At 53.3% G+C, this 26377-nt stretch carries 26 protein-coding genes, 1 tRNA gene and 1 pseudogene; 9 read left to right on the forward strand and 19 right to left on the reverse strand.

What is annotated here, in order from left to right; translation table 11 throughout:
• Positions 1–147 precede the first annotated feature (147 nt).
• The gene (locus tag ACO6EE_RS02820; RefSeq protein WP_485959078.1) at positions 148–732 is read left to right on the forward strand and encodes a Z-ring associated ZapG family protein; all 585 of its coding nucleotides are present in this window, start codon (positions 148–150) and stop codon (positions 730–732) included.
• Between the two features lie 346 nt (positions 733–1078).
• Here the strand turns inward: ACO6EE_RS02820 and ACO6EE_RS02825 are convergent, their stop codons facing one another.
• Positions 1079–1303, reverse strand: coding sequence for a hypothetical protein (locus tag ACO6EE_RS02825; RefSeq protein ID WP_485959080.1), 225 nt, complete (start codon positions 1301–1303; stop codon positions 1079–1081).
• Positions 1304–1529: 226 nt separating this feature from the next.
• The gene (clpB, locus tag ACO6EE_RS02830) at positions 1530–4103 is read right to left on the reverse strand and encodes an ATP-dependent chaperone ClpB (RefSeq protein WP_485959082.1); all 2574 of its coding nucleotides are present in this window, start codon (positions 4101–4103) and stop codon (positions 1530–1532) included.
• A 165-nt stretch (positions 4104–4268) separates the two neighbouring features.
• Between clpB and ACO6EE_RS02835 the strand changes: the two genes are divergently transcribed.
• Together ACO6EE_RS02835 and ACO6EE_RS02840 are read left to right on the forward strand one after the other, a co-directional pair.
• A complete protein-coding gene (locus ACO6EE_RS02835) occupies positions 4269–4718 on the forward strand; it encodes an acyl-CoA thioesterase (protein WP_485959084.1) in 450 nt (149 codons plus the stop codon).
• Entirely contained in the window at positions 4715–5629 is a 915-nt protein-coding gene (locus ACO6EE_RS02840) for a tyrosine-type recombinase/integrase (protein WP_485959086.1), read from the forward strand. The genes ACO6EE_RS02835 and ACO6EE_RS02840 overlap by 4 nt, the downstream gene beginning before the upstream one ends.
• A 113-nt stretch (positions 5630–5742) precedes the next feature.
• Here the strand turns inward: ACO6EE_RS02840 and ACO6EE_RS02845 are convergent, their stop codons facing one another.
• From ACO6EE_RS02845 to ccoN, 8 genes and pseudogenes are all read right to left on the reverse strand, one after another.
• The gene (locus ACO6EE_RS02845) at positions 5743–5910 is read right to left on the reverse strand and encodes a hypothetical protein (RefSeq protein WP_003822597.1); all 168 of its coding nucleotides are present in this window, start codon (positions 5908–5910) and stop codon (positions 5743–5745) included.
• Between the two features lie 89 nt (positions 5911–5999).
• Positions 6000–6278, reverse strand: coding sequence for a hypothetical protein (locus ACO6EE_RS02850; protein WP_003822596.1), 279 nt, complete (start codon positions 6276–6278; stop codon positions 6000–6002).
• 57 nt (positions 6279–6335) lie between these two features.
• Positions 6336–7169: a PHP domain-containing protein gene (locus tag ACO6EE_RS02855; protein WP_485959088.1), complete on the reverse strand. Its 834-nt coding sequence runs from the start codon at positions 7167–7169 to the stop codon at positions 6336–6338.
• A 70-nt stretch (positions 7170–7239) separates the two neighbouring features.
• Entirely contained in the window at positions 7240–8532 is a 1293-nt protein-coding gene (gene serS, locus ACO6EE_RS02860; protein WP_485959090.1) for a serine--tRNA ligase, read from the reverse strand.
• A 118-nt stretch (positions 8533–8650) separates the two neighbouring features.
• Positions 8651–9661: pseudogene (gene ccoP, locus ACO6EE_RS02865) on the reverse strand (cytochrome-c oxidase, cbb3-type subunit III); the annotation flags it as partial.
• Between the two features lie 41 nt (positions 9662–9702).
• Positions 9703–9852: a CcoQ/FixQ family Cbb3-type cytochrome c oxidase assembly chaperone gene (locus ACO6EE_RS02870; RefSeq protein ID WP_485959091.1), complete on the reverse strand. Its 150-nt coding sequence runs from the start codon at positions 9850–9852 to the stop codon at positions 9703–9705.
• Between the two features lie 9 nt (positions 9853–9861).
• Positions 9862–10485, reverse strand: a complete 624-nt coding sequence (ccoO, locus tag ACO6EE_RS02875) for a cytochrome-c oxidase, cbb3-type subunit II (RefSeq protein WP_485959092.1) — start codon at positions 10483–10485, stop codon at positions 9862–9864.
• Between the two features lie 39 nt (positions 10486–10524).
• Positions 10525–11967, reverse strand: a complete 1443-nt coding sequence (gene ccoN, locus ACO6EE_RS02880) for a cytochrome-c oxidase, cbb3-type subunit I (protein WP_485959093.1) — start codon at positions 11965–11967, stop codon at positions 10525–10527.
• A 264-nt stretch (positions 11968–12231) separates the two neighbouring features.
• Between ccoN and ACO6EE_RS02885 the strand changes: the two genes are divergently transcribed.
• From ACO6EE_RS02885 to ACO6EE_RS02900, 4 genes are all read left to right on the forward strand, one after another.
• Positions 12232–13971 carry a M61 family metallopeptidase gene (locus ACO6EE_RS02885; protein ID WP_485959095.1) on the forward strand — a complete coding sequence of 580 codons (1740 nt, stop codon included), beginning with the start codon at positions 12232–12234 and terminating at the stop codon, positions 13969–13971.
• Positions 13972–14164: 193 nt separating this feature from the next.
• Positions 14165–14467, forward strand: a complete 303-nt coding sequence (locus ACO6EE_RS02890; RefSeq protein ID WP_003822587.1) for an integration host factor subunit alpha — start codon at positions 14165–14167, stop codon at positions 14465–14467.
• The gene (locus tag ACO6EE_RS02895) at positions 14451–14795 is read left to right on the forward strand and encodes a hypothetical protein (RefSeq protein ID WP_485959096.1); all 345 of its coding nucleotides are present in this window, start codon (positions 14451–14453) and stop codon (positions 14793–14795) included. The genes ACO6EE_RS02890 and ACO6EE_RS02895 overlap by 17 nt, the downstream gene beginning before the upstream one ends.
• Before the next feature lie 20 nt (positions 14796–14815).
• Positions 14816–14892, forward strand: a tRNA-Pro gene (locus ACO6EE_RS02900).
• A gap of 23 nt (positions 14893–14915) precedes the next feature.
• On the opposite strand, the gene ACO6EE_RS02905 is transcribed toward ACO6EE_RS02900, so the two are convergent.
• The 8 genes from ACO6EE_RS02905 to ACO6EE_RS02940 form a co-directional block, all read right to left on the reverse strand.
• A complete protein-coding gene (locus ACO6EE_RS02905; protein WP_485959190.1) occupies positions 14916–15251 on the reverse strand; it encodes a tyrosine-type recombinase/integrase in 336 nt (111 codons plus the stop codon).
• A gap of 406 nt (positions 15252–15657) precedes the next feature.
• Positions 15658–16434: a ferredoxin--NADP reductase gene (locus ACO6EE_RS02910; protein WP_064084861.1), complete on the reverse strand. Its 777-nt coding sequence runs from the start codon at positions 16432–16434 to the stop codon at positions 15658–15660.
• A gap of 210 nt (positions 16435–16644) precedes the next feature.
• Complete coding sequence (locus ACO6EE_RS02915; protein ID WP_485959098.1) at positions 16645–17160, reverse strand: thermonuclease family protein; 516 nt, start codon at positions 17158–17160, stop codon at positions 16645–16647.
• Between the two features lie 133 nt (positions 17161–17293).
• Entirely contained in the window at positions 17294–17887 is a 594-nt protein-coding gene (gene rdgB, locus ACO6EE_RS02920; protein ID WP_485959099.1) for an RdgB/HAM1 family non-canonical purine NTP pyrophosphatase, read from the reverse strand.
• Complete coding sequence (locus ACO6EE_RS02925) at positions 17884–18156, reverse strand: NGO_0222 family membrane protein (RefSeq protein ID WP_485959100.1); 273 nt, start codon at positions 18154–18156, stop codon at positions 17884–17886. The genes rdgB and ACO6EE_RS02925 overlap by 4 nt, the downstream gene beginning before the upstream one ends.
• A 387-nt stretch (positions 18157–18543) precedes the next feature.
• Positions 18544–19671 (reverse strand): outer membrane protein assembly factor BamC, encoded by a 1128-nt coding sequence (gene bamC, locus ACO6EE_RS02930; RefSeq protein WP_485959102.1) that lies wholly within the window; start codon positions 19669–19671, stop codon positions 18544–18546.
• 42 nt (positions 19672–19713) lie between these two features.
• A complete protein-coding gene (gene dapA / locus ACO6EE_RS02935; protein WP_485959104.1) occupies positions 19714–20589 on the reverse strand; it encodes a 4-hydroxy-tetrahydrodipicolinate synthase in 876 nt (291 codons plus the stop codon).
• A 416-nt stretch (positions 20590–21005) separates the two neighbouring features.
• The gene (locus ACO6EE_RS02940) at positions 21006–22736 is read right to left on the reverse strand and encodes an ABC transporter ATP-binding protein/permease (RefSeq protein WP_485959106.1); all 1731 of its coding nucleotides are present in this window, start codon (positions 22734–22736) and stop codon (positions 21006–21008) included.
• A gap of 126 nt (positions 22737–22862) precedes the next feature.
• Here ACO6EE_RS02940 and ACO6EE_RS02945 point away from each other — a divergent pair, with 126 nt between their 5' ends.
• Positions 22863–23108 (forward strand): CsbD family protein, encoded by a 246-nt coding sequence (locus tag ACO6EE_RS02945; protein ID WP_049258466.1) that lies wholly within the window; start codon positions 22863–22865, stop codon positions 23106–23108.
• 98 nt (positions 23109–23206) lie between these two features.
• Here the strand turns inward: ACO6EE_RS02945 and ACO6EE_RS02950 are convergent, their stop codons facing one another.
• Complete coding sequence (locus ACO6EE_RS02950; protein ID WP_485959108.1) at positions 23207–25432, reverse strand: TonB-dependent siderophore receptor; 2226 nt, start codon at positions 25430–25432, stop codon at positions 23207–23209.
• A gap of 323 nt (positions 25433–25755) precedes the next feature.
• On the opposite strand from ACO6EE_RS02950, the gene ACO6EE_RS02955 reads away from it, so the two are divergent.
• Entirely contained in the window at positions 25756–26262 is a 507-nt protein-coding gene (locus ACO6EE_RS02955) for a disulfide bond formation protein B (protein ID WP_485959109.1), read from the forward strand.
• Positions 26263–26377 lie beyond the last annotated feature (115 nt).

Raw genomic sequence — 26377 nt, forward strand, 5'->3', positions numbered from 1 at the left:
TAAAAATCTTGCGGGATTGGTGTGGAATTTAGGGCTAATCTACGTCAGCCCCTAAATTTAATTCACTATAGCCTTTACACAAGGCAACAAACCGCCTAAATTGCTATACAATAGTCATACCGCCCGTCTACCACAAAGGAAAATCCCATGAACAACCTGCCCCTCATCACCCAATTCATCCTTACCGGCCTCGGCGGCTTCCTCATCGGCGTGCTCATCACCCTGCTGTTCAAACGTGGCAACAGCAAACAGCAAGCCGAATTGGAAGAAGCCAAAAAAGCCCTGCAAGACTACCGCGAAGCCGTAAACCACCACTTCATCGACACCGCCGAAGCGGTGGACGAGCTCACCCGCAGCTACCAAAACGTATTTGCCCAGTTGAGCCGTGGCGCTGAAGAATTGATGACACCCGAAGCCTACCGCAACCAGCTCGAACAGCGCAGCGGCCAAAGCGTTACCCTCTCCTACCTGGCCGAGCAAACCCATGAAACCGCCGGCAATGCTGAGCAACGCATCCAGCTCGTGCCGCACGATGCGCCCGTGCCGCCGCAAAACGACTTAGACGAAGCCGACTCCGCTGCCGATGCCACCGTGTTCAACCCCGCCAACACCACCGAATCCGCCCCGGCCGCCAGCCCGGAACAAGAACCCGCACCTGCTGCCGAGCCGGCTGCTCCCGCCCCGGCAGAAGAGGCCGCCGAACCTGCCAAAGAAACCCCGCCTGCGGAGTAATGCTTCGGCTAGAACGGATTAAAGGCTACCTGAAAATTTTCAGGTAGCCTTTTGCCTGATAACCATAATGATTTAATTGCCTTCAGTCTTCATATACAGACAAATTGCCCGTCCTCCAGTATTCTCCGTCCCACGACAAGACATCATCCAAATCTTTATAAATAGACATTTGTTTGCGGCGGGGTGTTCCATCCTTTTTCAGCCAATAGCTGATTACCGTTGTGGGTTTCGGCGGAGTATATTTTTTTCTCTCATTAAGAGCCAGTTGCCAAAAATAGATAATCAAAGTTTCCGCTATTTCAAGATAGTGCCTAGTTGCTTTTTCAGGAATGGAAACTTCACCCAGTCAAAACTCTTGCTCTCTGGTAATCTGCGGTATTTTATGATGGTCTTTAAACCTTCTGGCAAAACTCCCCTCCGTGATGCCGCAATACTGGATTAAGCTCTCCCTTTCGTATTTTTGTTTCCCTGCCGCCAAATACAGGCCGTTTCCCATTTCAGGATTTTCTTGAATCTCGTCATAAGTAAACGGGCCTTTCCAATTGACAATAATTGTATTATGCTCCGACATAATATACTCCAATAGATTATTTATATAGTGGATTAAATTTAAATCAGGACAAGGCGGCGAGCCGCAGACAGTACAAATAGTACGGCAAGGCGAGCCAACGCTGTACTGGTTTAAATTTAATTCACTATAAATTGCTTTTCCAGATTGTTGCCTTTTAGCAAAATGGCTACCTGAAAACCGTTGGAATTGGTTTTCAGGTAGCCTTATTATATTACAAATCCTTACATTAAGTGAACATCAGCCTATCGCCATCGGCTCTCACCTTGATTTCACTTTCAGGCGCATAACGGCCTTCGAGCAGGGCTCTGGCCAACGGGTTTTCGATTTCCGACTGGATGGCGCGTTTGAGCGGGCGGGCGCCGTACACGGGGTCGAAACCAGCTTTGGCAATCAAATCCAAGGCGGCATCGTCCACTTTCAGGTGCAGGTGCTGCGCTTCCAAGCGTTTTTCCAAGCCTTTGAGCTGGATTTTCGCGATGTTGCGGATATTCTCCTGATCCAGTCCGTGGAACACGACCACTTCGTCGATGCGGTTGATCATTTCGGGGCGAAAGTAGGCTTTCACTTCTTCCATCACCGCTTCTTTCACGGCTTCGTAATCCTGCGTGCCCATTTGTTGGATGTGCTGGCTGCCAATGTTGGAAGTCATGACGATAACAGTGTTTTTGAAGTCCACGGTGCGGCCTTGTCCGTCGGTCAGGCGGCCGTCATCCAATACTTGCAGCAGGATGTTGAACACGTCCGGATGGGCTTTTTCCACTTCGTCCAGCAGAATCACGCTGTACGGTTTGCGGCGAACTTGTTCGGTCAGGTAGCCGCCCTCTTCGTAGCCGACATAACCCGGAGGCGCGCCGATGAGGCGGGCGACCGCGTGTTTTTCCATGTATTCGGACATGTCGATACGAATCAGATGGTCTTCGCTGTCGAACAGGAAGCCTGCCAAGGCTTTGCACAACTCGGTTTTACCCACGCCTGTCGGACCCAGAAACAGGAAGCTGCCGTAAGGTTTGTTCGGATCGGCAAGGCCGGAACGGCTGCGGCGGATGGCATCGGACACGGCACGCACGGCTTCGTCTTGACCGACCACGCGGCGGTGCAATACTTCTTCCATTTTCAACAGCTTGTCGCGTTCGCCTTCCATCATTTTGGACACGGGAATGCCGGTCATACGTGATACGATTTCGGCCACTTCGTCCGCGCCAACTTCGGTGCGGAAGAGTTTGTTTTGTTTTTTGCCGTCGGCGTTGCTTTCCGCCGCCTGCAACTGCGCACCCAATTTCGGCAACTCGCCATATTCGAGTTCGGACGCGCGGGCGAAGTCGCCTTGGCGTTTGGCCTGCTCGATTTTGACTTTGATGTCGTCCATCTGTTTCTTGATGTCGGCAGTACTGGAAGATGCGGCTTTTTCGGCTTTCCAGATTTCGTCCAAATCGGCGTATTCTTTTTGCAGGCCGTCGATTTCTTCGTCTATCAGCTCCAAACGTTTTTTGCTGGCGTCGTCGCTTTCTTTGGCAACGTGCATTTTTTCCATTTTGAGCTGGATGATGCGGCGGTCGAGCTTGTCCATCTGCTCGGGTTTGCTGTCCAACTCCATTTTGATGCGGCTGGCAGCTTCGTCAATCAAATCAATCGCTTTGTCGGGCAGGAAGCGGTCGGTAATGTAGCGGTCGCTCAACTCTGCGGCGGCAACGATGGCGGGGTCGGTGATGTCGATGCCGTGGTGGATTTCATAACGCTCCTGCAAACCGCGCAGGATGGCGATGGTGTCTTCCACGCTGGGTTCACCGACCAATACTTTTTGGAAACGGCGTTCGAGTGCCGCATCTTTTTCGATGTATTGGCGGTATTCGTCCAAGGTGGTCGCGCCGATGCAGTGCAGTTCGCCGCGCGCCAAAGCCGGTTTCAGCATATTGCCCGCGTCCATTGCGCCGTCGGTTTTGCCCGCGCCGACCAGAGTATGGATTTCGTCGATGAAAATCAGGGTGTTGCCGTCGTCTTTCGCCAAGTCGTTCAACACGCCTTTCAAGCGTTCTTCAAATTCGCCGCGGTATTTCGCGCCGGCAATCAATGCTGCCAAATCCAAAACCAGCAGGCGTTTGTTGCGCAGGGATTCGGGCACTTCGCCGTTGACAATGCGTTGTGCCAAGCCTTCGACGATGGCAGTTTTACCCACGCCCGGTTCGCCGATCAGCACGGGATTGTTTTTGGTACGGCGTTGCAGCACCTGAATCGCACGGCGGATTTCGTCGTCGCGACCGATAACGGGGTCGAGTTTGCCGTCGCGGGCGCGCTGGGTCAGGTCGAGCGTGTATTTTTTCAGCGCATCGCGTTGGTCTTCGGCATTGGCATCGTTCACAGTTTGTCCCCCTCGTACCGCGTCAATCGCGGCGTTGATGTTTTGTTCGGTCGCACCGGCTTCTTTCAGGATTTTGCCGGTCGCATCGTTCTGCTGCACCAAGGCAAGCAGGAAAAGTTCGCTGGCGATATAGGCATCGCCGCGTTTGGTTGCCGCTTTGTCCATCAGGTTCAACACCGCCTGCAATTCGCGGCTGGGCAGAATATCGCCGCCTTGGTCGGACACTTTCGGCAGACTGTTTAAATGCTGCTGCAAACGCTGCTTCACCTGCGGCACGTTCACGCCCGCATGAGCCAAGAGCGCGGCAGCTCCGCTATTTTGATCGTCAAGCAGAGCTTTCAACACAAAGCCTGCTTCCAAATAACTGCTGTCCGCAGCCAATGCCAAACTCTGAGCTTCTGCAAGGGCTTGTTGGAATTTGGCGGTTAATTTGTCATATCGCATAATTTTTTTCCTTTACATATTATTTTCTTGCCAGGCATATGGGTTTAGAGCAGATTTTGTCAAGGCCTTTGCAAAACAATTTTACGAAATGTTGTTGCAATACGTTCAATCATCAGGCAACAAATGCTAAGATAGCCCCCATTTTAAAATCAGCAAATTCCCAATATGCCCGCCGCCCAGCGCATCCAAATCAACCTGCCCGAGCACTTCTGTTTTACAACCCGCATCACGGTAGAAGTCGGCCATCTCAATTATGGCAACCACCTCGCCAACGATGCCGTTTTGCGCATCGTCCATGAAGCCCGCTTACGCTTTCTTGCTGCGCACGGCTGTACCGAAATCGACGCCTTCGGTGCCGGCCTGATTATGGCTGATGCCGCCGTGCAATACCGTGCCCAAGCCTTTCATGGCGAGGAGCTGTTGGTTCAGGTAGCCTTAGGCGAAATTGGTAAGGCCGGCTTCCCATTTTTCGCCAAACTCACCCGCCTCGCCGACCAGGCCGAAATCGCCCGTGTGCAATGCGGTATGGTGTTTTTCAACTACGCCACCCAGCGTATCGAACACACCCCCGACACCTTCCGCACCCATTTTGCCCGCCACGGAGCAGCGCAATGAACGGCAGTTGGACCGCGCAAATAGAAGCTTGGCTACACAGCCTGCAACAACAAAATCACTCCCCACATACCCTAGCCGCCTACAGCCGCGACCTCGCCTGGCTGGCCGATTTTCAGCCGCAAAGCGAACTTGCCCGCCCCTTGTTCACCGCCGCCCTGCGCCAATTGGGCCAACAAAACCAACACCCCCGCAGTATCGCCCGCCGACTCAGCGCTTGGCGGCAGTTTTGCCGCTGGCTGGTACAAACAGGCTACCTGAAAGCCGACCCGACCCACGGCCTAAAAGCCCCGAAAGCTCCTGAGCGCCTGCCTAAAGCCGTGCCGGCCGAGCCACTCAACCAACTCCTCGACCAAGCCCCGGAAAACCCGCTCGACAGCCGCGACCTCGCCATCTTCGAACTGCTCTACGGCAGCGGCCTGCGCCTGGCCGAAGCCTCTGCCCTCAACCTGGCCGACCTCAACCTGCAAAGCAGCTGGGTGGCCGTTACCGGCAAAGGCCGCAAACAGCGCCACCTGCCCCTTACTGCCCAAAGCATCCGTGCCCTCGAAGGCTACCTGAAAATCCGCACCGCCGCGCCCGGCGAAACCGCCCTCTTTACCAGCCGCACCGGCCGCCGCCTCGGCGCGCGCCAAATCCAGAAACGCCTGCAGCAATTCGCCGCCCGCCACGGCAGCCGCCACCTCAGCCCCCACATGCTGCGCCACAGCTACGCCAGCCACTTGCTGCAAAACGCCCGCGACATCCGTGCCGTGCAAGAGCTGCTCGGCCACAGCCAGCTTGCCACCACCCAACACTACACCAAGCTGGATTTCGATCACCTCGCCCACGTATACGACGATGCCCACCCGCGTGCCAAACGTCGGCAAGACAAAACTGGAACAGTGCAAGGTCAAGATAACGAAGACAAATAGAGAAATAGTGTTGCTAGTCGGCCGGCGTGTAATATAACGAAAGGCTACATGAAAAATTTCAGGTAGCCTTTTCTGAAGTTTAGCCAATGGCGGAGTCGCACTCCAGTAAGCAATCAGCCCAGTGTTCTGTTCTGCTCAATTTCCTGCTTTTTGCGCTCCAGAATACGCTCGATTTCCTCTTCGCGGCGCTGACGCTCGATTTCTTGCTCAATGCGACGGTTGCGGAAAAAGAAGAAAGCCACCACGCCGGCCAAAATCAGGGCCAGTAAAACCAAAAACATACTCACCACTCCTCTAAAAGTTCTCAAATATCTAGGCAACTATTTCTGTACACTCAGAAATACTGCTTGACGCTTTTCGGCAGTTTGCCTTATTTGGCTTTTTTTGCCTTTTTACTATCGTCGCCGCCTTGCAGGCGATCGGCAATAAAGCCTTGGATTAGCTCGCGCTTTTCCCAAAAAAAGGTTTGCATTTTGCCCAAGGAATAAATCCTGCGTACCATGCCAGGCAGGCCGGCATGCACGATGGCGGCAATTTCGTTGTTGCTGGTTTCTTCAGCCATGGCCTGCTCCAGTGTGAGCTTTTTCTCAGTAAGGTAGTCTTGCAGCTGTTTTCTCACATAGTTGTTGATTTCAAACTGTTTAATCATGGTTCATTTCCTTATATCGTTTTCCCGTGCACAAAGCATTAGTGCGTGAATGGAGTACTACAAGCAAAATTCTTGCCAAACCGGCCGACAGCGTTCAGGCAATGGCGGGCAAGCGCCGAGGCGACCGCTGCCGAAGTCGCCTATACGGTGAAAATCGCTACCAGCGCTGGCCAGAAAGCCGTGTTGCTCAGCGAGGCGGGCATAGTTGAGGCGGTCGTTCAAGTCGGTCGTGCTGCTGTGTACCTCAATAGCCTGCCCACCCAGCGCTTTAAACTCAGTGAATAAATTACGTTGCGCGGTGGCAGAGAGGCCATAGCGAATGGGGTGAGCGACAACTGCAATACCACCTGCGCCCAAAATAGCAGCTACAGCTTCTTCGAGCGTAGCCCATTCATGCCTCACGTAGCCGGGCTTGCCATCACCCAAATATTTTTTAAAAGCCTGCTGTTTATTACGCACATGGCCTTGTTCCATCAGCCATTGCGCCAGATGGGTGCGGCTGGCCATTTCACGGTTTGGCACCAGCGCGAGTGCACCCTCACTGGCACTGGCGAGGCCTTTCTTTTCAAGCTTTTCCGCCATCCGCAGAAAACGCTCCAGCCGGCCGCGACGCAGCCTAGCTAGCAGGTTTTGTAGCACGGTATCGGTTTCATCGAAATTGAGACCAACAATATGAATGGTGCGTTTGCGCCAGCTCACGGAGATTTCCACGCCGTTTATCAGACGAATGCCCAAGGCTTCCGCTTCCTGACGTGCTTCGGCCAGGCCGCCGGTATGGTCGTGGTCGGTGAGCGCAAGCAAGGTACAACCATTGGCATGTGCCAGTTTCACCACTTCGCGCGGCGGCAGTGCACCGTCTGAAACATTGGAATGGCAGTGTAAATCTATCATCTAATCAGCTAATTGGTATGACATGAAGACTACCTGAAAACCAAAATAGGTTTTCAGGTAGCCTTTGGGCTTAGGGAGCAAGTTTGTCCACGCCGCCCAAGTAGGGGCGCAAGGCAGCAGGGATGCTGATGCTGCCATCGGCGTTTTGATGGTTTTCCAGCACCGCCACTAAGGTACGACCTACTGCCAAGCCGGAGCCGTTCAGGGTGTGCACCAAGCGATTTTTACCATCTTCATCTTTGAAGCGGGCTTTCATGCGGCGGGCTTGGAAATCTTCGCAGTTGGAGCAGCTGGAGATTTCGCGGTAGGTATTTTGCGCAGGTACCCACACTTCCAAATCGTAGGTTTTGGCGGCACCGAAGCCCATATCGCCGGTACACAGGGTAATGACGCGGTAAGGCAATTCGAGCAGTTGCAAGATTCGCTCGGCGTGGCCGACCATTTCTTCCAGTGCGGCGTAGGAGTGGTCGGGGTGAGCAATTTGCACCATTTCTACTTTGTCAAATTGGTGCTGGCGGATAAGGCCGCGCGTGTCTTTGCCGTGCGAGCCTGCTTCGCTACGGAAGCAGGGCGAGTGGGCGGTGAGCTTGATGGGTAGGGCATCGGCCGGCAGGATGCGCTCGCGCACAGTGTTGGTCAGCGTTACTTCGGCTGTGGGAATGAGGTACTGCTTGGTTTTGCTCTCGTCGCCACCGCGGATAACATGGAACAAATCTTCACCGAATTTGGGCAACTGGCCAGTGCCGATGAGGGTGCTATCGCTAACGATATAAGGGGTGTAGCACTCGGTGTAGCCGTGCTGTTGGGTGTGGGTGTCGAGCATAAATTGCGCCAAGGCACGGTGCAGGCGGGCAACCTGGCCTTTCATCAGGCTGAAGCGGGCACCGGAAAGAGCAGCAGCAGTTTCAAAATCGAGGCCGAGCTTTTCGCCCAAGTCCACATGGTCTTTGATTTCAAAATCAAATTGACGCGGAGTACCTACGCGGCGCACTTCCACGTTTTCAGTTTCATCTTTGCCGGCCGGCACACTCTCGTGCGGCAAATTTGGGATACCTAGCAGCAAGGCATCGATTTGTGCCTGTACGGCTTGGTAGTCGGTATCAGCCTGTTCCAAATCGGTTTTGATTTGTGCTACTTCGGCCATAGCTGCTTCGGCTTCGGCAAGTTTGCCCTGCCCTTTGAGCGCACCGATTTGTTTGGACACACTGTTGCGTCGGGATTGCAGCTCTTCGGTACGCATTTGCAGAGTCTTACGCTGCGCTTCCAATGCGTCGAAGGCGTCAGAATCAAAAACAAACCCGCGTTTTGCCAGTTTGGCGGCTACAGCGGCGGCATCAGTACGGAGAAGTTGGATATCTAGCATGACTTATGTCCTATCAAAGAGAATTTGGCTATATTGTAAACGCGGTGTATAGGAAAGGCTACCTGAAAAATGCCTTGGCTTTTTCAGGTAGCCTTCAAATGGACACTCTCTATTACTTAGCCGCAGGCTGCGAAGCGGCAGAAGCTGCACTGGCTGAGGAAGCAGCAGCTGGTGCGGGGGCGGATGCTGTTGCCGCTACAGGTTTGACGGCGCCGTTCGGATGGGATTTGCCCCACACGTAGGCGGTTAGGATATGGATTTTGTTATCATCCAAGAAACCTTCCCATGCCGGCATTTGGCTGTGGCGACCGTTAGTAATGGTTTCCACAATGGCTCTTTCGCTGCCACCCCACAACCAAACTTTATCAGTCAGGTTCGGGCCGGCACCCTGTACGCCTTGGCCTTTATCGCCGTGGCAAACGAAGCAGTTGGCGGGCGGGCCGTGGAAGATGGCATCGCCGCGTTTGGCACGTTCTTCATCGTGCGGCGCACCGGAGAGGGAGAGTACGTAGTTGGCGGCATTTTTTACGCCTTCTTCACCCAAGGCCGGCCCCCAAGGCGCCATAATGCCAACACGGCCTTTGGCGATGGTTTGCCGGATTTGCTCAGGTGAACCGCCCCACAACCAATCGTTGTCGGTGAGGTTGGGGAAACCGGTTTGGCCTTTAGCATCTGAGCCGTGGCATTGGATACAGTAGGTATCGAACAGGTTTTTACCGAAGCGTTGCGCCTGCGGGTCTGCTGCTACTTGCTCCACCGGCATATCGGCAAATTTGCCATATACGGGTGCAAACTGGGCATTGGCAGTCTCCATTTCTTTTTCATACTGATTACTACTGGTCCAACCAAAAGAGCCTTTGTAGTCACCCAAGCCAGGATAAACATACAGGTAGCCGATGGAAAACAGCCAAATCAGGATATAGAGATAGAACCACCAGCGAGGCAGCGGATTATTATATTCCTCGATGCCGTCCCAGCTGTGGCCAGTAGTTTTTACATCTTCGCCTTTGGCCGGTAGCTTAACCTTATTTTGCGACAAGATTAGCCATATCAGCCCGATAAAGCTGATCACGACGATGCCGGCGATATAGTAGTTCCAGAAATTGCTAGTAAAGTGGGATGTATTCATTATTGTGCTCCGTGTTCACGGTCTAAGGAATCTGGTTATTGTTATACCGAATCATCATCATCAATGATGCGCCGTCCCTCTTCATCATAGTGCGCTTTAAATTTGCCATAGTAGGCAATACCGAGCACCACCATAAAAAACAAGAAGCAGATAACGGTGTACATAATCCGAACCAGATTCACTTCGCTCATGAAACTGCCTTATTTTCTTACTTCATGGGTATTTTTCAGTGCCAAACCCAAGCCTTGCAGATAAGCGATTACCGCCTCCATTTCGGATTTGCCTTCCACCTGCGCCGGAGCAGCGGCGATTTCCTCATCGCTATAAGGCACGCCTACCCTGCGTAGGGCACGCATATGGCTGGCTACTGTTTCGCCATCCACACGGTTTCGTGCCAGCCACGGGAAAGCGGGCATATTGGAATCAGGCATTGGATCACGTGGATCCATCAAGTGGCGGCGGTGCCATTCATCTGAATAACGACCGCCAACACGTGCCAAATCGGGGCCGGTACGTTTGGAGCCCCACTGGAACGGGTGGTCGTACACCGATTCGCCAGCCACAGAATAATGGCCATAACGCTCAGTTTCAGCACGGAAAGGGCGGATCATTTGGGAGTGGCAGTTGTAGCAGCCTTCGCGGATATAAATATCTCGGCCAGCCACCTGAAGCGCCGTATAGGGCTTCACGCCTGGGATGGGTTGAGTTACGGTTGGGCTGAAAAACAGCGGCACAACCTCAACAAACAACCCAACGCTAATCAGCAGAAAGGTAAACACAATCAGGTAGCCTACTTTTTCTTCGGCAAGTTTTTGCAGTTGCATTTTGGTAGCCTGTTCTTGATTTCTATTGATTTTATAGCTTTAGTGCTGTTGGTTCTGTGTGAGAGCAGGAATTGCAGCATCCACCGGCCTGCCCGCTACTGCGGTGCGGTAAACGTTGTATGCCATCAATACCATGCCGCCCAGATACAGTAGCCCGCCCGATAAGCGGATCAGATAAAAGCGCATGCTTTCACGAACCGAGGCAACAAAATAAGGATTGGTGAGCGTACCGTCTTCGTTCAACGCGCCCCACATCAAGCCCTGCATCACGCCGGCAATCCACATGGAGGCGATATACAGCACAATACCCACTGTGCCGATCCAGAAATGCGCTTCCACCATTTTGGTGCTATACATTTCCTTCTGGCCGAACAGACGCGGAATCAGATAGTAAATCGAGCCCATGGTAACAAAACCTACCCAGCCCAAAGCACCAGCGTGCACATGGCCAACCGTCCAGTCGGTATAGTGGCTCAGGGCGTTTACGGTTTTAATCGACATCATAGGGCCTTCAAAGGTAGACATACCGTAGAAGGAGAGAGAAACCACGAGAAATTTAAGAATTGGGTCGGTACGCAGCTTGTCCCATGCACCGGAAAGAGTCATGATGCCATTGATCATGCCACCCCAAGAGGGTACAAACAGAATCAGCGACAACACCATACCCAAAGATTGCGTCCAATCTGGCAGCGCAGTGTAGTGCAGATGATGGGGGCCGGCCCACATATAAGTGAAAATCAGCGCCCAAAAGTGCACCACAGACAAGCGGTAAGAATACACGGGTCGACCAGCTTGTTTAGGCACGAAGTAGTACATCATGCCCAAGAAGCCGGCGGTGAGGAAGAAGCCCACGGCGTTGTGGCCATACCACCATTGCACCATGGCATCAATCGCGCCGGCATAGATGGGGTAGGAGGTCATATCGAACAAACCGGCAGGCACAGCCAAGCTATTAACAACATGCAACAGTGCCACGGCCAAAATGAATGCGCCGTAAAACCAGTTGGCCACATAAATATGTTTTACTTTACGTTTAGCAAGAGTGCCAAAAAATACAATAGCATAAGCCACCCAAACCAAAGTAATCAAAATATCAATCGGCCAAGCCAATTCGGCATATTCCTTGCCTTGTGTATAGCCCATTGGCAGAGTAACCGCCGCCAGCACAATTACCAGCTGCCAGCCCCAAAAGGTAAAGGCTGGGAGCCAGCCGCCATACAAGCGGGCGTTACAAGTGCGCTGCACCACATAATAAGAGGTGGCGATTAGGCCGCAGCCGCCGAATGCAAAAATAACAGCATTGGTGTGCAGCGGGCGCAAACGACCAAAATGGAACCATGGCCCCACCTCAGACAGATTCAGTTGTGGGAAATAGAGCTGTGCTGCCACAATTACCCCAACCAACATCCCAACCACACCCCAAACCACTGTCATCACGGCAAACTGCCGCACTACTTTGTAGTTATAGGTTTGTGTTTCCATGAAAAACCTCCATAAAGATGGCTGTACTCTTCTTTTAACACCGGTTCAGCCAAACCCATGCAGGCTGGCACATCCGATTTTCTTAATTTATCTAGAAAGAAACCACCGCAAGCTACATACAGCGATAGACTGCGCGCAGTTTAAGCGGTATATTTTAAAACAAAATACACACTATAACCACAAAAATACACACATCTTTTCATTTTTCGCAAACCAGGCTACCTGAAAACACTATATCCCTTTCAATCAAAATAAAATAAACCAATGCTTCACTACACCATTACCCCACTACCCAAACAACATCTCTTCCGTGTTTGCCTGCATTTCAGCCACCACGGCAGCCAACCCGTTCGCCTCACCTTACCCAACTGGGTGCCCGGTAGCTATATGATTCGTGAGTTTGCCCGGCATATCGTCCGCATTGAAGCCAGCTGCAACGGTCAAGCTGCCGATTTACAAGCCATCAGCAAAAATATCTGGCAAGCCGAAGAAAACACTCATGGCGACTGGCTCATCGAATACGACGTTTATGCCTTCGATCTCTCCGTGCGCGGTTGCTATTTAGATAGCGAACGTGCCTTCTTCGACGGTGCCGCCCTGTTTTTTCAGGTAGCCTCACACACTGAAGAGCCACACCAAGTCGAACTCCGCTTCCCCAGCCAATGGCAAACCGCCACCGCCCTGCCCAGACTGGATAACCATCTCTACCAAGCAGACAACTACCGCCACCTTATCGACTGTCCGCTTGAAGCCGGCACCCTTGAATTTCTCGAATTCACTGCTGCCGGTATTCCGCACCGCATCGTCCTCAGCGGCCACTATCCCGACTTCGACCGCCAACGACTGCTGGCCGACACCCAAGTCATCTGCGCCACCCAGCTCCAATTCTTCCCCAACCCTGCCCCGTTTGCGCACTACACATTCCTGCTGCACCTAGGCGACCACGTCTACGGTGGCCTCGAACACACATCATCCACTGCCCTGCTCGCCGACCGTAGCTGGCTACCTGAAAACAACCTGGCCGAAGCCTCTGCCAACTACACCCAGCTGCTCGGCCTGATTTCTCACGAATATTTCCACGCTTGGAATGTTAAATCCATCAAACCCGCCGCCCTCGCCCAATCCGATCTCAACCAAGAAGCCTACACCGAGCTTTTATGGGCATTCGAAGGCATCACCTCCTATTACGACGACCTATTCCTTGTACGCAGCGGCCGCATCAGCTCTACCGCCTATCTCGAACTCTTAGCCAAAACCATCACACGGGTGCACCGCAACCCCGGCCATCACAAACAAACCCTGGCCCAATCCAGCTTCCACGCCTGGGATAAATACTACAAACAAAACGAAAACAGCCCAAACGCCATCACCAGCTATTATCAGCAAGGCGCCCTCGCCGCCCTCTGCCTCGATCTATCCATACGCAAGCAAAGCCGGCATAGCCTCGACAGCATCATGCAAACCCTCTATCAGGACTGGCTGACCAGAAAACAACCGCTGCATGAAACTGAATGGGAAGAGCTTGCCCAAACCATCACCGGCCTCGACTTGCGCAATCTGTTCAACCAACTCATCCGCAGCACCCAAGCCCTGCCCCTTGAAACAGCCCTCGCCCACGCCGGTTTGCGCCTACACTGGCTACCCCTGCCGCCTTCACACAACGGCGGCTGCGGGCCACTCCCCCCTATTCCGCCAGCCAATGACTTCGGCGCCCGCTTCCAACAAAACGGCAGCGACATCACCCTCAGCCACGTACTCAACGGCAGCAGCGCCGAACAAGCCGGCCTAGCCCCCGGCGACCGCATTATCGCCATCAACGGCTACGCCGCCAATGATTTCTCCACTCAATGGCAGCAACAAAAAACCGGCAGCCAAGCCGAGCTGTACTACTTCCGCCACGGCGCGTTGCACCACACCACTGCCACCGTACAACCTGCCGCCGCCAATACTGCCTGGCTTACCATCGAAAATCCGGCTGCACTGCAAGCCTGGCTGCAAATATAAAGTACAGCCATTTTTCAGGTAGCCTGTCTGGTGGCAGCTGCCAGCGAAATCCACCGTTAATAGACATAATGTACAGATTGCTACACAATCTACCGCTCTGTTTCACAGATTTTGCCATATACCCCAGCATTCGCTTGATTTCTAAAAAGTAATTAGCGATAATCCGCAGCTTAGCAACTTAGAGGTAAACCCAATGACACTCACCAAAGCAGAATTAGCCGATATTCTGGTAGAAAAAGTCAGCAATATCAGCAAGAACGACGCAAAAGAAATCGTTGAACTGTTCTTCGAAGAAATCCGCGCCACTTTAGAACGCGGCGAAGAAATCAAAATCTCCGGCTTCGGCAACTTCCAACTGCGCGACAAACCGCAGCGCCCCGGCCGCAACCCCAAAACTGGCAAAGAAGTTCCAATTACCGCCCGCCGGGTAGTAACCTTCCACGCCAGCCAAAAACTCAAAGGCATGGTGGAACACCACTATGGCAAACAGAACTGAACGCGCCCTGCCGCCCATCCCGGCTAAACGCTACTTCAGCCTGGAAGAATTGTGCTATCTGGCCGATATCCAGCCCGAACAATTCTTCCAATGGCAGCAAGATAACGGCGTAGTGATCGGCCACGGCGGTAACCAATACACCCGGCAAGATGTGGTGAAAATCCGCAAATTAAGCGGCAGTTTCCCCACCTACATCGACCGTTTCAATCTAAACGGCCACGACAGCCTGAACCGCCCCGCGGCCACTGCTGAAGAGGTTCGGCAGGATTTGCAGGTTGTTTTAGAAAAAATCGAAGCAGCCCTTGCCAAGCCGCAAAAAACAGCTTAGAATTGCTTTCTTTCGGAAGTCGGAGTGTGGCGCAGTCTGGTAGCGCACTTGCATGGGGTGCAAGGGGTCGAAGGTTCGAATCCTTTCACTCCGACCAATTAGATACACAAAAACAGTCAGTTATGCTGGCTGTTTTTTCTTTTGTATCGCTTGGTTTTCGACTGGTGCCACACTGGTGCCAAAACAGGAAGCGTTGTCAGCGAATTTTTTCAGATGTTCGACGTTCAAGTGAGCATATTTTTGTACCATCTCCATGCTCGACCAGCTACCTAGTTCTTTCAGTTGGTAGATGGGTGTGCCGGAGATGACGTGGTTGGTCGCCCAAGTGTGCCGACAATCATGAAACCTGAAATCTGACAGTCCTGCCCTATCTCTGGCTTTTCGCCATGCTGCTTGATTCGCTCGCTTGATTGGTTTACCCCTGAACGTGAAGACCGCTTCCGGGTGTTTGCCTATCTACGATTGCAGCGTCTCCATTGCCTCCTGATTTAAAGGTACGCCAATCGGTCTGCCCGACTTGGTTTTATCGGCGAATACTTATATCCAGGTTTATAAGCCTACTAAAAGCTACCTGAAAACGAACGCAGTGAGTTTCGCTAAAACATGATCCGCAACAAAACTAAAATGAGTTTCGGCACAGTCGAAACTGAGTTGCTGCGAAGTTAAAACCAGATTTTCAGAGAAAGAGCAATTTCCATAAAAGCAAAACGGGCAAATCAAGTCTCGCTAAAATTCTCAAGCTCCCCCTCAGCACCCGATAAAAATGGATACCCCAGCCGATATTTACCTATGCAGCGACTTCACCAAAAAGGCTACCTGAAGTTTTCAGGTAGCCTTTTTGGTGTACTCAAACATTTAAACCTTATTGGTCCACAAACGCGCGTTCAATCAAATAATCGCCGCGCTGCCCCATTTTGGGCGACACGGTTAAGCCGAAGCTGTTGAGCACATCGCTGGTATCTTTGAGCATGGCCGGGCTACCGCACAACATGGCACGGTCGTCCTGCGGATTGATTGGCGGCAGACCGATGTCTTCGAATAGTTTACCACTCCGCATCAAATCGGTGAGGCGACCTTGGTGTTCGAATTCTTCGCGGGAAACAATGGGGTAATAAATCAGTTTCTCACGAATCATTTCGCCCAGGTATTCGTGATTAGGCAGCTCTTGAGTGAAGCGATCGTAGTAGGCGAGGTCTTTTTTATAGCGCACGCCATGCACGAGAATCACTTTTTCAAATTGCTCATACACTTCAGGATCTTTGGTGATGCTCAAGAACGGCGCGATACCGGTACCGGTTGAGAGCAGATAGAGGTGTTTGCCGGGGTTTAAATCGCCACAAATCAGGGTGCCGGTGGGCTTTTTGCTGATGAGCACTTCGTCGCCGACCTTGAGGTGCTGCAGGCGGCTGGTGAGCGGGCCATCTGGCACTTTAATGCTGAAAAACTCGAGATGCTCTTCCCAGTTGGCTGAAGCCACACTGTAGGCACGCATCAGGGGCTTACCGTCCACCATCAAACCGACCATGACGAATTGGCCGTTTTCAAAACGCAGGCTGTCGTCGCGGGTGCAGGTGAAGGTGAAATAGGCGTCGGTCCAGTGGTGTACGGACAGGACTTTTTGTGTGTTGAAGGCTGCCATATTGTCTTTCTGAATAAAGTGAACCCGCTCGGCGGCGGAAAAATTTGTGAATTATAGCATTGTGTTGGTAGGGATAGGGGTTTTATTGCGAACGATTTTGCTTAAGCAGCTGCCTGATTTTTTTGTTTCCACTCCGTTGCGACCTCGGTTTAGCTTCGTTGAGGCTCACACTTTATTGAAACTCACGGCGTTCGTTTTCAGGTAGCCTACTCAATGCCGATACTGTTGTGGCTGTTGGTGACGAAACTGCCAAGGCGCCTGCGGAGCAGCTTGCCGCCACAAGCCAAGCCGATGGTTTTTGGCTTGAGCTTCAGCTTCGGCATAGGCGGCATATTCGGCCTCGCTCTGCCATTCGCGAGCGTAGCGGCGGTAGTGCCAGGCACAACCATCAGCCACCAGCTGCCAGTTGATGTCATGGCCGTTCAGGCGGATTTGTGCCACTTTGCGGCCGTAGCGGTCGGTATCTACGATTGCGGCCTGCACTCGCCGATGCAGCACTTGTTCGGCCAAACGGTCGCGGCAGGCTTTACCCTGGGCTTGCTCCAATTCCGGCGCATCGATGCCGGCAAGGCGGATTTTATGCCGCTGACCAGAGCTATCTTGCAAATGCAGTGTATCGCCATCCCACACGCGCACTACTTCGCCGCTGATGGTGTTGCTCCGGGCCGGTTCGGCACTGGCAGGCAAGGTAGAACAGGCGGCCAGCAGCATGGCACAGCCAATCATACCGATTTTGGCGGAATTTGCTTCGCTCGTTTTAGCCCCACAGAAACTCACTGCCTTCGTTTTAGCGAAACTAACTACGTTCGTTTTCAGGTAGCCTTTAGCCAGCGAAAGGGATAACTGACATTTCATCGCGTTAAAACCCGGCACGTATTTTTGCTACCAGTCGCCGCAAAGCTTGGGCACGGTGGCTAAGTTGGTTTTTGGTGTCCGGCGTGAGCTGAGCAGCGGTTTGCTGCAAATCGGGCAGGTAGAAATGCGGATCGTAGCCGAAGCCGTTGCTCCCGGCAGCCTGCTCCTGCCATTGCCCGTGCCATACGCCTTCAGCAATCAGCGGCTGCGGATCATCAGCGTGGCGCACCAAAACCAGCACGCAAACGTAATACACGGCACGGTTGGCTTGCGTCGCTAAATCGGCGCTCAGTTTAGCGTTGTTGGCTGCATCGGAACGCGGCTCCGTTCCGGCATAGCGTGCGGAGAGCACGCCCGGCGCGCCGTTTAGGGCAGGAGCGCAAATGCCGCTGTCGTCAGCCAGTGCGGGCAACCCGCTATGCCGGCTGGCATGTCGTGCCTTGGCCAGCGCGTTTTCTACAAAACTTACATGTGGCTCTGGGCATTCGGGCACAGCAAAATCCGACTGCGGCCTCACCCGCCAGCCAAGTTCAGCAAACAAGGCATTGAATTCACGAAATTTCCCAGCATTGCCGCTGGCTAATACCAATTCTTTCACGATGCCTCCTTGCCTGCCGTTTGCGCTGCATTTTCTGCCTGCTGTGAAGCAGCCTGCTGCATCTGCTGGGCAGCAATCAGCTGTTTTTCGCGCAAAAACTTAGCCAGCGAAGCCATCTGCCCGGCCACACACAGGAAGGCAGCCAGGAAGCAAGCTATGGCAGCGGTGGAGTGTTTCAAAATAAACAAAACATTGCCTGCAAGTAGCAACAGGATAAACAAGATGGTGAATAGCGCGGTAAGTTTCAGGTAGCGTCTGGTTTTATTCATAGTGGTAGGAAAGATCAGTAAGCTAGGGAGGGATACCTAAAATATTGGAAGTTCTATAGATAAGAATGGAATACAAACTATCGCTTACATTTGAACAATATCAAAGTTTTGAGATACCTGCTCAGGCGTGCATGCCACCAACAGGGTAAACAACGGGCAACAGGAACATTTCGGCTATGTTTAGTTAATTTTCGGTTACGGAGCACAACCAAACTGATCAGCCTACTCTAACTCCGCTGAATCTTATATTTTCAGGTAGCCTAATTGCACATGATAAGGCTACCTGAAATATCATTTTGCTAGCGGCTTCTTTTCCCAATCTGCCCCAACCAACAAGCACAGAAGCAGCCTTTAATCTGTATTAAAGGCTGCTTTCTCATTACGTTATTAGCGTAGCTCGTTATACAGGCGGCTCAGCCAAGTTTGTGCATCTGCGCCTTGGTAGGGACTGCCGTCTTTGTTGGACAACACCAACTGGCTGGCATTATTGCCCTGCGGCTGCACAGCCACCACAAATTCGGGCCGTGCCTGCGGCTCGGCAGGTTTGCTGCTGCGGCCAAACAATCGGCCGAAGAAACCGGGCTGCTCAGTACGCACGGCTTCGCCTTCGGCAGGGGCTACCTGAACCAAATAGGCTTGACGCTGGGTGTTTTGGGCGGTAACACTCAGACCAATACGGTCGAGCGCCAGGCCGACGCGGCGCCAGTTGCGAGCTTGGTCGCCGCGCAAAATCAGATGGCCGTTCTCCAATTTGGCCAAATCTCCACTGCGCGGGGCAGTAGATTGCTGCTGTTTCAGCGCCTGTTCAATCTGCTGTTCGTCCGCACCCAAATACTGCATGAAGCGGCCGAGCAAGGCGGCCTCCAAAGCGGTATCACGCTGCGAGGGCTGCCACATGGTGGTGTCTTTGTTGCGGTCGGCGTAGGTTTCCTTCATGCCACGATGGGTGAAGAATACATCAATACCACCTTTGCTGTTGCGCTCGAGGCGGATGGTAAATTTGTCGCGCTCGCCAGTGGAATATACACCGCCCAAGCCGACGCGTTCAAACAGGCGGCGCAGGCCGTCTTGCGGCAGTTTGGCGCGGTTTTCCGCCCAATCGGTTTCCATCAGGCCGATACCCGGCTCTTCACGGGCAATCACGAAGCCCTGCTCTTGCCAGAAAGCGTGCAAGAGTGGCCACACTTCGGCCGGGTTTTTGTTGGCAATGTTCAGCCAACGCTCACCACCTTCGCGCTGCATGGTGATGTTTTTTACCTCAGCCAACACCGGCGAACCCGCTTTATTGGCAGCGGCCTGCTGGCTGCGGGCAACATCGGTGGCTCGCACCGAACCACCTGCCGGCAGGTTGTATACATTGCCTTGCGATGGGTTGTCTAAATCGGGCGGTACTTCCAAACTCACCACTTTGCGGTTTTCAGTTTGGTAGTCCAGCTTGGGCGTTTCGGTTTTAGTGGCGCAACCGGCCACTAGGCTGGCCATCAACAAGGCGGCGGGCAGTTTGAATACGTTCATGCAGCTATGTCCTTCAGGGTTGAAACTTGTAATTAAATCCAATTAAATCAGTTGCAGTTTTTGCAGTGCGGCGCTCACTCGCGCCTGGCCGGTTTCGCTCAGGCTAACCATCGGCAAGCGCACGGCACGGCCGCACAAGCCCAGCTTTTCCAGCGCCCATTTCGGCGCGGCCGGGCTGGGCTCGCAAAACATTTCTTGATATAGCGGCACCAGTTTCGCATTCAGCGAACGGGCCTCTGCCAGATTGCCGGCCAGCGCGGCACGGCACATATCGGCAAACAGCTTGGGTGCCACGTTGCCGGCCACGGTAATCACACCGTGTGCGCCGCACAGCATAGCAGCCATACCGGTGGGATCATCACCGGAATAGATGGCAAAATCTTTGGGTACACGGTTAACCAGATCCACCATGCGGCCAATGTCGCCACTGGCTTCTTTGATGCCGATGATGTTCGGAATTTCGGCTAAGCGCAGCACGGTGTCGTTATTCATGTTAACCACGGTGCGGCCAGGCACGTTGTACACAATCATCGGAATATCCGCCGCTTCGGCAATAGCAGCGAAGTGGCGGTAGATGCCTTCCTGCGGCGGTTTGTTGTAGTACGGCACCACAGACAGCGTGGCATACGCGCCGGAGCCAACTGCCGCGCGGGACAGCTCGATGGCTTCGCTGGTACTGTTCACACCGGTACCGGCAATCACCGGAATGCGGCCGTCGGCAAAACGAATGGCTGCCTCGATCACTTCAATCTTTTCCGGCACGCTGAGCGTGGTGCTCTCGCCGGTGGTACCTACGGCGACAATGGCATCAGTGCCGTTGGCAACATGCCAATCAATCAGGCGTTGGAATTGTTTGTAGTGGACACTGCCATCTTCACGCATCGGGGTGATGATGGCGACAAGACTACCGGTTAGCATGGCTCAACCTTTATTTGAGGGTGGTCGAAAACGGAGCGATTGTAGCCTATTTTGCCGGCTTGTGCGAAATATTGCATAGATTAAAACTTGCTTGCCGGAACTATCTCCCAAGTGCCGGCAATATGGATTTAGCAAACAGATTGAGTATGATAAATGAAGGCATTAACTGCTTTCAGGTAGCCTCCACTAGGCAGCCATCACTGAGAAAATCTGGGCAACCGACTATATTCTTGCTCTTAGTAAACCGGCAACCATTCGCTGAAAGCTAGCCAGAAACAAGATTCCAACGCGGTTAAAACGAGCGTAATAGTGGAGTTCGCCAGACTTTAAAAGAAATCGGTAAAACCAAATATCGTTACAACAATGCCGAACCACGGCAATAGAAAGGCTACCTGAAATTTCAGGTAGCCTTTGTTTCAAGTGGTGCCCTCTGCCTCGCAAACCGCCATTTCCCCTTCCATAAATCCAGCCAAATCCACCCTTCGCTCAAACAGTTCCTGAATCCGTGCCTGATGGCTGATACCGATGCACAAGACATCCGGCAAGCATTGGCGCAGAATGTGCATGAGTTCGGCGGCGGAAGTGTCGTCCAGCTGGTTGGTGGCTTCGTCCAGAAACAATACATCGGGGCGATGCAGCAAGGCGCGGGCAAGGCTGAGGCGCTGCTGTTCGCCACCGGAGAGGATGTTGTGCCACTCGTGTTCGGCATCGGGATCGAGCACGGTCAGACGCGGCAGGCCGGTTTGCCTTAATGCTTGGGCGATGGCGGCGTTATCAGGTGCGGTGGCATACGGATAGGCAAGCACGTTACGCAGGCTGTCGTGCGGCAGGTAGGGGCGTTGCGGCAGGAACAGGCTGCGGCCTTGGATGGCGAAACGGCCTTGATAATACGGCCACAGACCGGCCAGCGTGCGCAGCAGAGTGGATTTACCAATGCCGCTGCGGCCTTCAAGCAGCAGCCATTCGGCGGCACGGGCGGCGAGCGAGAGGCCGTGCAGCAGGGTGCGGCCGTCTGCGGTGTGGAGGGTGAGCTTGTCCGCTTTGAGTGCGGCGGTTTGGCCGGATTTGCCGTCGCTATCATGTGCGGGCTGCTTTTGCGGTATGTCGTCCAGCGTGTTCAGGGCTACCTGAAAACCGTCCAGACGTTCCACCACGGATGCCCATTCGATGATGCGTTTGTAGTAATCCATAAACCAGCCGAAGCCGTCCTGCACGTTGGAAAACGCGCTGCGTGCCTTCATCATGTCGCCGAAAGTGAGGGTATGTGCCAGATACATGGGCAGGGTGGCGATGATGGGAATAAACATGGATAGGCGCAGATAGGCGGCGGAAAAGGTTTCCAGGCGCAGTTCGCGATCGATAAGCTCGCGCCAGTTGCGGCGTACGGCTTCAAAGCGGCGGTTCAGGCGGCTTTGTTCGGCAGCTTCGCCGCGATACAGTGCAATTTGCTCGGCATGGTCGCGCACGCGCAAGAGGGTGGCGCGGTAGTCGGCTTCGCGGTGCTGGCGTTCCACGTTGAGCGGCTGGAGCTTGCGGCCGATCAAATGAGTGAGCAGAGTGCAGGCCGCCGAATAGGCCAGCGCCACCCACACCAGATAGCCGTGCACCGTGATGTTTTGCCCGAAGATTTTGAAGGTTTGCACACCGGATAGCTGCCACAAAATCACCACGAATGCACCGAGTTTGGCGGCGTTCATGATGAAATATTTGAACAAATCGATGCTTTTTTCCGAGAGCAAGAAGATGTCTTCGGCAATGCGCTGGTCGGGGTTGTCCGGCCCGCCGCCGTGTTGCAGTTGCAGGCGGTAGTGGCGGCTGCGGCCGAGCCATTGCCGCTGGAACTGCTGCGTAAGGTGGCTGCGCCAGCGGAACAGCAGGATTTTGCGCAACCAGTTGCCGAAAGCGACTAAGGCGGTCACCAAGGTGATATACAGCAGATATTCTCCAGCCAACGCTGGCATGGCGGTGCTGTCGAAGGCGGCGAGCGCATCGTAAAACGTTTTGTTCCAATCGGTAATCAGCACGCTGACGCGCACGATGGCGAGCGAACAGCCGACCACGGCAGCCAAAAGCAGCCATTCGCGCCATTGGCTTTTGGCAAACCAAAACGGGGCGGCAAGACGGAGGAAACGGCGGAGGGTTTTCACGGGGCTACCTGAAAATGGGATATGGATAATATTGGATGGTAAAGCAAGGTTAATCGGTTTTACTTGCAAAGCAAAAAAGGTTTATAGTTTCAACTCTTATATAGCATACAACCAAGGAGTATTTTTATGAGCAATTTCGACGATATCGTAGGCAAAGTGAAAAAAGAAGTGGGCGATGCCATCGGCAGCAGCAAACTGCAAGCCGAAGGCCTGATTCAAGAAGGCGTGGGCAAAGCTAAAGAAGCCATTGCCGATGTGGAAAAACAAGCGGCCGATGTGCTGGAAAAAGGCAAAAAATCCGCTGAAGAGCTGATGAGCGAAGCCAAAGGCAAAGCCGAAGGTCTGATCAACGACATCAAAAGCAAGTTCTAACTGAGCAAACGGCACGGCAAACCGCCCTGCCCCACGCCGCCGAACAGAGGCTACCTGAAAGTTTCAGGTAGCCTTTTCTCTTTACCCGCGCGGCGGGATTACAGCTTCCAATCGAATTTCAGCATGATGTTGCGCGGTTCGATCAGATAGTTATTGATGCCGTTCTGCCGGGTTTTCTGGTTTTCATACACACGCCGGTCGGTCAGGTTGCTGCCAATCAGGCTGAGTTTCATGTTGTCGTTGAAGCTGTATTGCACGTTGGCGTTAAACAGCGCATAGCCACCCTGCTTCACGTTGGCCAGGCTGGACGTTTCGCTTTGCGCCGTTACGCCGCCGCCAATCGTCCATTTGTTTGCCGCACCGGGCAGGCGGTAGCTGGTGTAGAGGCGGAACATATGGCGCGGCGTGTGTTTGCTGAAATTGGTGCCCGCAGGAATTGCGCCACGGTTTTCGGCATCCAGATATTTGCTGTTGTTCAGCGTGTAGCCTGCAAACAGCTGCCAATCGTCCGTCAGTTTGCCGGAAATTTCCATATCCACGCCGCGGCTGCGCACACGGCCCACCGGCTCGTTATACCAGCGCGACATGATATTGTCGTACACCTGCACGCTGCGGTTTTTCTGCACGATGTCGAACAAGGCCACGGAAGCATTCAGCTTACCTTCATACCATTCGCCCTTCCAACCAATTTCGTAGTTACTGCCCAATATCGGCGGCAGATAACGCTCGTAGCGGTCTTTGCTGCCGTTGGGCTTGAAGATGCTGGTGTAGCTGGCGTATACACTGTGATGCGGCGTGATGTCGTAAGTGATGCCGAAATACGGAATAAAACGATGGTGGTTGCGCTCGGTAACACTATCCGGGTCATTATCAACCACACCGCTGGTGTAATGATAGTCCACCACAGACTTGGTGGTCATATTGGTGTAGCGTGTGCCGGCCAAAATGTGCAGCTTTTCGGTGGGATTGAAGCGCGTACCGGCCATTAAGGAATAACTGCGCTCGGTATTATCGTAGTCCCACAACATCCACGGTGTGCCGGCATACCAATCCGGCTCGGCCACTTCGTTACCCCGGAAAGAAGACGGGTCGTAAGACTGAAGATGGCGGAACTGGCGGCGTTCGCCACCACCGCTTTTGTGGTTATAGGTATAGCCGAAGAACACATCGTGTTCCTGCCCCAACAGGCGGTATTTGCCGTTTAAATTGGTTTTGATGGTGAACTGCTTTTCGTTGCGGTCATACCGACCAAGCCAGCCGGAAGGCAAAACGCCGCCGGTTGTCCAGCCTGCATAGGAAGTATTGCCGCTGTAAATACCGCCGTTGCGTTTCAAAGAATGGTTGTTGTTGTAATTGAGTGTGCCGGTCAGTTTCCAATCATCAGAAAAATGTTGCTCCACCTCGGCAAACAGGTTGATTTTACGGGCTCTGTTGCGGCTCCAATCATAGCTGAGGAAGGTGTCGCGCGGCAGGCCGGAATCGCTGCCGTTCACGCCCATCGGAATACCCCAGTCGTCGGGCGTGGATATTTTGCGCTGATACAGCCCGCCCCAAGTGAGCTTGGTATTCTCACCTAACTGTGCATCCATCACGCCGTATAAGGTGAATGTGTTCCCTACCGCACTGTCTTTGAAACTGCCGTCTCTACTTGCCACACCTACCACGCGCCCGCGCAGGGTTTGTGCTTTGTTCAGCGGTCCGGAAACATCAATCGTGGTACGGGCGGTGCCGAAGCGGTTAAACAAAACATCGCCTTGTATTTGGCGCAAAGAGGTCGGGCGTTTACGCACGGCATTGACCGTGCCGCCCGGCTCGCCGTTGGCTTGGGTAAGCCCCGTGGCACCGCGTACCACTTCGATATGATCGTACACTGCCAAATCAGTAGCAGATTGTGCATCGTACATGGGGTTGGCTACTGCGCCGGGTACCACGCTGCTGATGCCGTCTTCCTCAATCTGGTCGATATAGAAACCGCGCGATTGGAAGCGCGCCGTACCGGTATCGCGGATAACGTTGACGCCCGTAGTGGTTTTCAGCGCATCCTCCATGCTGGTGATGCCTTGTTCGCTCATCTGCCGTTTGGTAATCACGCTCACCGACTGCGGCGTTTCCTTGGGCGACAGCGAAAGCCCCGTGGTGGTGCGCATGGCGGAGGTGGTGTAGCTGTTTCGGTTTTCGGTGCGGGTGCTGCGGTTGCGGGCAGTGATTTGGATGCTTTCCAATTCGGCGCTGCCGCCTTCATTTTCGGCAGCATTATCGGCCCATGCGGGCGTGGTAGCGGCCAGCAGGGCGGCGATAAAGGTGGGTTTGAACGGGTGTTGCATAATTTCCCTTTGATAAAAAAAGTAAACATAGATAAATTTTCAAGGCGCGATTATAGTCTTTTACAACCTAATACAAATGAATTTGATAATTTTTAACAACAAATAGAGTGCAAATACCACATACAACGCAAAGAGTTTGATGGTTGGCCGGATACTCCTCTCTTCGCCATTGCCGGATAACAATGATGCAGCCTCCTGAAATGTGCACTTCAAAGCAGCGTATCGAATAAGCTTATTTTTCAGGTAGCCTTTGCCGTTTGGCGTTCTTAAGCAGCGGGCTTATAATATCGTTCCCTATTTCACAATCCGGATGAAAGCGGATCATGATTGCTTCTTATCGAAAAATCCTGTTGGGTATCTTTGCCGTGGCGGCGGTGTGCACGGCGATGTCGTTGTATATGCAGTATGGGCGGGGCATGGACCCGTGCGTGATGTGCATTATCCAGCGGGTGTCGATTATTTTCGTGGGGCTGCTTTCGCTGCTCTCTATGCTGTTGCCGCTGAAGCGCCGTTGGGCGCGGACGGTAGCGGCAATGCTGGTGAGTATTCCGGCGCTGTGGGGCGGCTGGACGGCCATCAGCCAGCTGCACCTGCAAAGCCTACCCTTGGAGCAACAGCCTTCCTGCGGTGCGCCATGGACTTTCCGCTTGCAGGGTGCGCCGCTGTTTGATTGGTATGAGCCGATTATCCGTGGCTACGGCCAATGCGGCACGGTGGAATATTTCTTGAGTGTGCCGTTTGCCTGGTGGTCGCTGCTGGCTTGTGCATTTATCCTAGTTGGCCTGTGGGGCGGCTGGTGGGTGATGCGCCATCATGAAATAGCGGAATAGAAGTTTTCAGGTAGCCTGTTGTAATGCGCAGGCTACCTGAAACTTTAGGGCTTGATTGAATGGAAGGCTGGCTGAGTATTTCAGGCAGCCTTGATGCGTGCCAATCCAATTATTG

Source organism: Eikenella sp., from assembly GCF_057315495.1.

Bases quoted from the DNA above. Each gene is read 5' to 3' on its own strand.
- ACO6EE_RS02845 (WP_003822597.1), bottom strand. From the start codon at position 5,910: ATGTTTTTGGTTTTACTGGCCCTGATTTTGGCCGGCGTGGTGGCTTTC.
- ACO6EE_RS02820 (WP_485959078.1), top strand. From the start codon at position 148: ATGAACAACCTGCCCCTCATCACCCAATTCATCCTTACCGGCCTCGGC.
- ACO6EE_RS02915 (WP_485959098.1), bottom strand. From the start codon at position 17,160: ATGATTGGCTGTGCCATGCTGCTGGCCGCCTGTTCTACCTTGCCTGCC.
- ACO6EE_RS02825 (WP_485959080.1), bottom strand. From the start codon at position 1,303: ATGTCGGAGCATAATACAATTATTGTCAATTGGAAAGGCCCGTTTACT.
- ACO6EE_RS02950 (WP_485959108.1), bottom strand. From the start codon at position 25,432: ATGCAACACCCGTTCAAACCCACCTTTATCGCCGCCCTGCTGGCCGCT.
- bamC (WP_485959102.1), bottom strand. From the start codon at position 19,671: ATGAACGTATTCAAACTGCCCGCCGCCTTGTTGATGGCCAGCCTAGTG.
- ACO6EE_RS02850 (WP_003822596.1), bottom strand. From the start codon at position 6,278: ATGATTAAACAGTTTGAAATCAACAACTATGTGAGAAAACAGCTGCAA.
- ACO6EE_RS02840 (WP_485959086.1), top strand. From the start codon at position 4,715: ATGAACGGCAGTTGGACCGCGCAAATAGAAGCTTGGCTACACAGCCTG.
- ACO6EE_RS02835 (WP_485959084.1), top strand. From the start codon at position 4,269: ATGCCCGCCGCCCAGCGCATCCAAATCAACCTGCCCGAGCACTTCTGT.
- dapA (WP_485959104.1), bottom strand. From the start codon at position 20,589: ATGCTAACCGGTAGTCTTGTCGCCATCATCACCCCGATGCGTGAAGAT.
- clpB (WP_485959082.1), bottom strand. From the start codon at position 4,103: ATGCGATATGACAAATTAACCGCCAAATTCCAACAAGCCCTTGCAGAA.
- ACO6EE_RS02890 (WP_003822587.1), top strand. From the start codon at position 14,165: ATGACACTCACCAAAGCAGAATTAGCCGATATTCTGGTAGAAAAAGTC.
- ACO6EE_RS02955 (WP_485959109.1), top strand. From the start codon at position 25,756: ATGATTGCTTCTTATCGAAAAATCCTGTTGGGTATCTTTGCCGTGGCG.
- ACO6EE_RS02885 (WP_485959095.1), top strand. From the start codon at position 12,232: ATGCTTCACTACACCATTACCCCACTACCCAAACAACATCTCTTCCGT.
- ACO6EE_RS02945 (WP_049258466.1), top strand. From the start codon at position 22,863: ATGAGCAATTTCGACGATATCGTAGGCAAAGTGAAAAAAGAAGTGGGC.
- ccoO (WP_485959092.1), bottom strand. From the start codon at position 10,485: ATGCAACTGCAAAAACTTGCCGAAGAAAAAGTAGGCTACCTGATTGTG.
- ACO6EE_RS02895 (WP_485959096.1), top strand. From the start codon at position 14,451: ATGGCAAACAGAACTGAACGCGCCCTGCCGCCCATCCCGGCTAAACGC.
- ccoN (WP_485959093.1), bottom strand. From the start codon at position 11,967: ATGGAAACACAAACCTATAACTACAAAGTAGTGCGGCAGTTTGCCGTG.
- ACO6EE_RS02870 (WP_485959091.1), bottom strand. From the start codon at position 9,852: ATGAGCGAAGTGAATCTGGTTCGGATTATGTACACCGTTATCTGCTTC.
- ACO6EE_RS02925 (WP_485959100.1), bottom strand. From the start codon at position 18,156: ATGAATAAAACCAGACGCTACCTGAAACTTACCGCGCTATTCACCATC.
- serS (WP_485959090.1), bottom strand. From the start codon at position 8,532: ATGCTAGATATCCAACTTCTCCGTACTGATGCCGCCGCTGTAGCCGCC.
- ACO6EE_RS02910 (WP_064084861.1), bottom strand. From the start codon at position 16,434: ATGGCAGCCTTCAACACACAAAAAGTCCTGTCCGTACACCACTGGACC.
- ACO6EE_RS02855 (WP_485959088.1), bottom strand. From the start codon at position 7,169: ATGATAGATTTACACTGCCATTCCAATGTTTCAGACGGTGCACTGCCG.